The organism is Oleiphilus sp. HI0125 (assembly GCF_001635355.1).
Window position 1 is genome coordinate 1 of record NZ_LWGF01000146.1, and the last position, 7,220, is coordinate 7,220.

The window sequence follows — 7,220 nt, forward strand, 5'->3', positions numbered from 1 at the left end:
AGCGTTGTGAGGCGTTGAGCTAACCTGTACTAATTGCCCGTGAGGCTTGACTATATAACGCCAAAGCGTCTTCGAAAGAAGGCTGGGTGTATAGGCAACCAATCGAACAATCGACGAATAATGAAGATATGAATCATAAGCGACTACTATTGCTTCCAAATGTTAAAGACAACAGCAGAATTAAGTGTTGGTGTAACGACAGTAAGTTACTTCAACCAGAGTTTTGCCTGACGACCATAGAGAACTGGAACCACCTGATCCCATCCCGAACTCAGAAGTGAAACGGTTCATCGCCGATGGTAGTGTGGGAGGTCCCATGTGAGAGTAGGTCATCGTCAGGCTTCTAATACGAAACCCCAGCAGTACATACTGCTGGGGTTTTTTATTGCGTGCCCATAGGTCTCGTGGAGACCCAATCATCTAGCAGTATATTGAACGAATCAAATAGATAATGCTTGCGTTGGCAGTTATATCCAGGTTTAAGCGATGATCAGCACTAAGCTTGCCGGCTTTTAGTAGTGCGTTTGAGCGTCTGAAAATCCGTGCCTACATGTAGAGAGCTAAACATAGAAATTCCGGTCACACGGAGGACAGAACTTGACTATGAACGTTCGTTGGGAGATTGTCAGGGCCACCCTTTGATTAAAGGCGGCTTACCGTTCAATATTTTTGCGTGGATTGTTAGCGATTGATGTATGCCTAGAAAGAGTTATATTTCGGTGAGTAGGCTCGCCTGTAATTTACAGTTATTACGTATCTGCGATGTTGGTTTTGCTCACATATATATCATTAACAGATAGAGGCTTATCAATTCTAGGCTGATCAGTAAGATACGAATGCGGGAGTTTTCTTATCTCAACGAGTTCTGGAATTTTATCTTCCTCAACAATTATCCAATCTTTCGTGTCGTCTGTTAGCGATTTTAGTGGGCTTGTTGGGTATGGTTTAGAAGATGTTTTTTGGGAGATGCTTTCTTTGTAATTTGCTGCCGCATAACTACGGCTAAGTCCGGTGTTTTTGTCGTCGAGCAATGAGTTGATGTATTCGAGAATTGTTTCGTCATTATTCCTCATCATTACACGGTTAGCGCGCATCCATTCTCTATGTCGTCTACGTGTCTCTTTGTGGCAACTATTGTCATTAGTTTGCAGGTCTGCTTTATATAAGGCGCGTACTTTAACAACCAGTGTGGTTACAAAAGCGAGTGTGATGATAAACAAAATCGTAAGCATTAGTATGGTCGCTTATTTATTTTCTTAATATTAGGGAATAGCACTGAATTAAAATAATTCTCTAAAACTGACGAAAGGTTAAGGTTGCCGTTATGTAGGCGCGCTTAGCTAAATACGAGATCTGTAGGAATCTGTCACTAAATCGCTCAAAATAACTTGGAAAATAAATGTGGCAAGTTTATAGTCACTAACCGGTTTAATCATTGTTATTTTGGTTTAAGTCATGTCGTTGCATGAATTAGTGATGAATATTTTTACGAAGCATTCACCTGCCCCTTTCTGCGCTCTAGTTTTAGACGTGCTCACCCTCAATCTGCCGTAGGGCAGTTATTTTTATCCCCTTCGACAAGCGTACAGAATATAAATCTCGAAATTTAGGAGTTTGGCATATGTCAGCCAAAGACAAGTTAGTAATTTTTGATACCACTTTGCGTGATGGTGAGCAAAGCCCAGGCGCGTCGATGACAAAAGAGGAAAAGCTTCGCATCGCACGTGTGCTAGAAAAAATGAGAGTCGACGTTATTGAAGCAGGTTTTGCGATTGCAAGTCCTGGTGACTTCGGTGCTGTGCAAGCGATTGCAAATACGGTAAAAGATTCTCGGATATGTAGTCTTTCTCGAGCGCTAGATAAAGATATCGATCGCGCTGCAGAAGCTCTGAAGGGGGCAAATGCTTCGCGTATCCATACGTTTATAGCTACGTCTCCCATTCATATGAAGTATAAGCTTCAGATGGAACCAGATGCTGTCATTGAGCAAGCTGTTCGCGCAGTAAAACGAGCGCGCTCACATACTGATGATGTTGAATTTTCTTGCGAAGATGCTGGTCGTTCAGAGATTGATTTTTTATGTCGTATCATTGAAGCCGCAATTGATGCGGGCGCATCTACGATTAACATTCCTGACACAGTTGGTTATGCGATTCCCGAACAATATGGCAATACGATCGGCCAATTGATCCAGCGTATTCCAAATTCTGACAAGGCTATCTTCTCTGTTCACTGCCACAATGATTTGGGATTGGCGGTTGCGAACTCATTGTCTGCAGTTGCTCAAGGTGCTCGTCAGGTTGAATGTACAATTAACGGCTTAGGTGAGCGTGCGGGCAACGCATCGCTTGAAGAAGTCGTGATGGCTGTGCGCACTCGTTCTGACCTGTTTGATGTAGAGACTGGAATTGATACGACGCAAATTGTACCTGCTTCTAAATTAGTATCGTCAATTACAGGTTTCCCTGTGCAGCCAAATAAGGCGATTGTTGGTGCTAATGCGTTTGCTCATGAGTCGGGTATTCACCAAGACGGCGTGTTAAAGCATCGCGAAACCTACGAAATTATGCAGGCAGAAGCAGTGGGCTGGCATACGAATAGTTTGGTGTTGGGCAAGCTTTCTGGACGTAACGCGTTTCGTACACGTTTAGAAGAATTAGGAATCGCTTTAGAGTCTGAAAGTGAATTAAATGCTGCATTTGCTGCATTCAAAGAATTAGCTGATAAAAAGCATGAAATCTTTGATGAGGATTTACATGCGTTAGTAAGTGATTCGGTAAGTAAACCTAAGGAAGAAAAATACGAACTAGTTTGTATGTCAGTTGCTTCTGAAACAGGTGTTCGTCCCGTATCGAAAGTTACCTTGAAAATTGATGGCGAAGAGGTAAGTGCCGAGTCTGAGGGTGGTGGCCCGGTTGACGCTACGTATTCAGCTATCGAAAAGCTTGCTCAATCAGGCATCAATCTTCAGTTGTATTCTGTTAATAACATAACAAGCGGTACAGACTCGCAAGGTGAAGTCACAGTTCGTGTTGAACGTGGTGGTCGCATTGTTAACGGTCTAGGCGCAGATACTGATATTGTTATTGCATCTGCAAAAGCATATATCAATGCTTTGAATCTTATGGAAAGTGCTGACGAGCGACAGCATCCTCAAGGAGATGTATAAGCGGTGACGCGTCAGGGGCAGCAAGCTAGTTATTTGGATATGATGGGGGTGCAAACCTGGTACGCCCATAAACTGCTTAATGCTGCTCCATCCCCTACTTTTAGTGATCAAGCTGACTGGGCTAATGACCTTGATCAGCTTCCTGTTAATGCAAGTAAGTTTGCTAAAGAAAAAAAGGAGACCGTTCTAGAAAGTCTCGAAGAGCAGAGTGCGTCACTTGAAATTTCAAACTCAACGCCTCAAATGCTAGAGGTCGAGAGTGTAAGTGAGCGGAATGCAAGTATAGAACCTGGTGTTGAAGTAAAAGCAGAAGATCTTGCGCTCGTTAATGCTTTGCCCTCAGTGTTTTCTCTAAATGTATATCAAAGCGACGATGTCCGATTGCTTAGCTTTGGTTCTGATTCTCAATTAAATGATTTTGCTATCGCTACATCATTGGTCATTGCGCGGTTTCAAAGTCGAAGCGATTTAAATTTTGTAGGCAATTTTCGTTGGCCTGTTTTTTCATTTCAGGCTGAGGCATCTAATACGGATCGTTTGCTAGCCGGTGCATTACAGCAATTCTCCGATAAGATGATTAACGACGCGACGATTAATACAGTCGTTCTCGGTGTGAGTTTGAGTGAGGGGTGCGTTAGATCGATCGCTAAATGCACTGCAGGCTCAATGATCTTAAGTTCTTCAGTGTCTTTAAGTGACTGTATCCGTAATCCTTTACTAAAAGCTCAGTTATGGGCTGATATCATATAGTAAACTTTGCATGTATCACGGGCCTTCGCATAATGACATCAGCCTAAGGGATATGGTCGAGGCTGATTTAGAAAAGGTTATGCAAATCGAGACCGCGAGTTACGACATTCCTTGGACGCGCAAAAATTTCGAAGACTGTTTGAATGACAAGAACGATTGCGTACTTTTGATCTCGGGTCAGCACACCATCGGTCACGCCATTGTTTCATATGTCTTAGATGAGGCGCATTTACTTAATATTTGTGTAGATCCGCGCTACGCTGGAAAAGGCTTTGGCCGTCTTTTTTTACAATCCTTAATTCGTGTTGCGCGGGAGAAAAAGTGCGTTATGTTTTTCTTAGAAGTTCGCGCATCTAATCATAGGGCTATGGGGTTGTATCAATCTGAAGGCTTTAATGAAGTTGGTTTAAGAAAAGGGTATTATCCCGCCCCGAATGGGCGTGAAGACGCTGTACTGATGACCTTGGATATGCGTTTGGATGCATATGCATAGTAAATTTTCTTTAGGAATATTATGAGCCTTCCAGAAATAGATAAGCGACGAACGTTCGCGATTATTTCCCACCCTGATGCTGGTAAAACAACGATTACCGAAAAAGTGTTGCTATTTGGGGAGGCTATTCAAAAGGCGGGCACAGTTAAAGGTAAAAAAAGTGGTCAGCATGCTAAGTCAGATTGGATGGAAATGGAAAAGGAACGTGGTATTTCTGTCACGACTTCTGTTATGCAGTTCCCGTTTAATGACTGCTTAGTAAATCTGCTAGATACGCCTGGACACGAGGATTTCTCAGAAGACACGTATCGAACCCTTACTGCCGTTGACTCTTGCCTCATGGTTATTGACTCAGCTAAAGGTGTTGAGGCGCGGACTATCAAATTGATGGAGGTTACTCGCTTACGCGATACGCCGATTGTTACGTTTATGAATAAGCTTGATCGGGATATTCGTGATCCTATTGAGCTCATGGATGAAGTAGAGGATGTTCTAAAGATCGCTTGCGCGCCTATCACGTGGCCAATTGGGTGTGGTAAAGAGTTTAAGGGTGTTTATCATCTCTACGAAGATAAGACGGTGCTATATCAAACTGGTCAAGGGCACAGAATCCAGGATTCGGAGGTTATCGAAGGATTGGATAACCCACTGCTTGATGAAAAACTAGGCGGGTATGCTCAAGATCTTCGAGACGAAATTGATTTAGTACAGGGGGCTTCTCACGAATTTGATCAAGAGCTCTTCTTAGCTGGCGAATTGACCCCCGTTTATTTCGGCACGGCGTTAGGTAATTTTGGTGTGGATCACATGCTCGACGGCCTTACTTCGTGGGCTCCTAAGCCGCAAGGACGTGCAACTGATGTGCGTGAGGTAGAGGCAGAAGAAAACAAGTTTTCTGGTTTTGTGTTCAAAATCCAGGCGAATATGGATCCTCAGCATCGAGATCGCATTGCTTTCATGAGGATCTGCTCGGGTCAATACAGTAAAGGAATGAAGATGCGGCATGTTCGTATCGGTAAAGATGTCCGAGTTTCAGATGCTGTAACCTTTATGGCTGGAGATCGTGAGAATGCCGAGAATGCTTATGCTGGCGACATTATTGGTTTGCATAATCATGGAACAATTCAGATAGGTGATACGTTTACCGAAGGTGAAGAGTTCCGATTTACGGGCATTCCAAATTTCGCGCCCGAGCTATTTCGTCGAATTCGTTTAAAGGATCCGCTGAAAGCGAAGCAATTGAATAAAGGTTTAATACAGCTCTCTGAAGAGGGCGCCGTTCAGGTATTCAGGCCTTTAGCTAATAATGATTTGATTGTTGGTGCGGTAGGTGTGCTTCAGTTTGATGTTGTTGTACATCGGTTGAAAGCTGAGTACAAAGTGGACGCGATGTATGAGCCAATTTCTGTCGCGACCGCACGCTGGGTCGATAGTGATGATACTGCGGCATTTGAGCAATTCAAAAAGAAATGCAACGACAACTTAGCCTTAGATGGTGGTGATAATCTAACGTATATTGCGCCGACTATGGTTAACTTGCAGTTAGCGACAGAGCGTCATCCTGACGTGAACTTCCGTCAAACACGAGAGCATTGATCTATATGGCAGTTCGACTCATTGATACGCACTGCCATTTGAATTTCCCTCCTCTGCGTCAGAATATCGCAACATTAATCGAACAGGCCCATTCGAATGGTGTGGTTGGATTTGTTGTGCCAGCAACAAATTCTTCTGACTGGAAAGAATTGCTTGGTTTATCTGAAAAGTATCCTGAAATAATGCATGTGGCTTTGGGAGTCCATCCTTGTTTTATTTCGCAAGAGAGTTTATCAAATGACTTGTTAAGTGATCAGTTGCAAGCACTGTCAAAGCATTTTATTGCGATCGGAGAATGTGGCTTAGATGCGCGTTTTGATAATCTTGAGCAGCAGCTCAATATATTTGAAATGCAGCTCGAGTTGGCGGGAAAGCTAGACAAGCCGGTGATCATGCATTCGGTCAGGCGACATCAAGAAGTTTTAGATTTGGTTAAAAAGTGCGGTTTGCACTGGGGTGTGGTTCATGCCTTCTCTGGCAGTTACGAGCAGGCTAAGCAGTTTGTTGATCAAGGTTTGCATCTTGGCGTTGGTGGTGTGATCAAGAGAAATAAGGGTAAAACCTATGATGCGTTTAAGCGCATGCCTGTTGATGCGCTACTAATTGAAACGGATTCTCCGGATATGTACTTGCCTGGCAATCCCGAACGTCAAGGGAGTCCATTAGACATTCTAGAGATTCTGAGTGAGCTGTCAGAAATGAAACAACTTGATAAAGAGAGTCTTGCTGACGCCCTTCAAAATAACTGCCAGAAGTTGTTTTTTAGCTCTAGATAAATAAATAAAAAAAGCTGGTAATTGTTCGTTAATGTGTTTTATAATTCGCGCCCTCAAATTGCCGGACAATTCTTCAGAGTCAGCCCCGTCTCGAATTGGCAAGGCATTAGATAGAAATGCTGACACAAAAACGTGTACAGTTTTAGGTTACTCGGAAGAGTTAAAGGCGAATTAAATGAAAACGTTAAGTGCAAAGCCAGAATCGGTAAAACGTGACTGGTATGTAGTTGATGCTACAGACAAAACACTAGGTCGTTTGTCGACCGAAATCGCGCGCCGTTTGCGGGGCAAGCATAAACCAGAATACACTCCTCACGTTGATACAGGCGATTACATTGTCGTTGTTAATGCTGAGAAAGTTGCCGTAACTGGTAAAAAAGCAAGTGACAAGATTTATCACCATCACACAGGTTACATTGGTGGCTTGAAATCAATT

General features: G+C 43.2%; 7 protein-coding genes and 1 rRNA gene. 7 read left to right on the forward strand and 1 reads right to left on the reverse strand.

The annotated features are described in order from the left end of the window. Nucleotides 1-226: 226 nt before the first annotated feature. A 5S ribosomal RNA gene (gene rrf / locus A3762_RS02500) occupies nt 227-341 on the forward strand. Between the two features lie 408 nt (nt 342-749). Here rrf and A3762_RS02505 read toward each other — a convergent pair. Beyond that, nucleotides 750-1,232 (reverse strand): hypothetical protein, encoded by a 483-nt coding sequence (locus A3762_RS02505; RefSeq protein ID WP_068753959.1) that lies wholly within the window; start codon nt 1,230-1,232, stop codon nt 750-752. A 389-nt stretch (nt 1,233-1,621) separates the two neighbouring features. Here A3762_RS02505 and A3762_RS02510 point away from each other — a divergent pair, with 389 nt between their 5' ends. The 6 genes from A3762_RS02510 to rplM form a co-directional block, all read left to right on the forward strand. Then, a complete protein-coding gene (locus A3762_RS02510) occupies nt 1,622-3,169 on the forward strand; it encodes a 2-isopropylmalate synthase (protein WP_068472997.1) in 1,548 nt (515 codons plus the stop codon). 3 nt (nt 3,170-3,172) lie between these two features. After that, complete coding sequence (locus A3762_RS02515) at nt 3,173-3,919, forward strand: hypothetical protein (protein WP_068472994.1); 747 nt, start codon at nt 3,173-3,175, stop codon at nt 3,917-3,919. A 52-nt stretch (nt 3,920-3,971) separates the two neighbouring features. Continuing rightward, nucleotides 3,972-4,412 carry a ribosomal protein S18-alanine N-acetyltransferase gene (gene rimI, locus A3762_RS02520; RefSeq protein ID WP_082868893.1) on the forward strand — a complete coding sequence of 147 codons (441 nt, stop codon included), beginning with the start codon at nt 3,972-3,974 and terminating at the stop codon, nt 4,410-4,412. A gap of 21 nt (nt 4,413-4,433) precedes the next feature. Further along, nucleotides 4,434-6,008, forward strand: coding sequence for a peptide chain release factor 3 (gene prfC / locus A3762_RS02525; protein WP_068472988.1), 1,575 nt, complete (start codon nt 4,434-4,436; stop codon nt 6,006-6,008). A 5-nt stretch (nt 6,009-6,013) separates the two neighbouring features. Then, entirely contained in the window at nt 6,014-6,784 is a 771-nt protein-coding gene (locus tag A3762_RS02530) for a TatD family hydrolase (protein ID WP_068753961.1), read from the forward strand. A 175-nt stretch (nt 6,785-6,959) separates the two neighbouring features. After that, on the forward strand, nt 6,960-7,220 hold a 261-nt coding region (rplM, locus tag A3762_RS02535), incomplete at its 3' end, for a 50S ribosomal protein L13 (protein ID WP_068753963.1).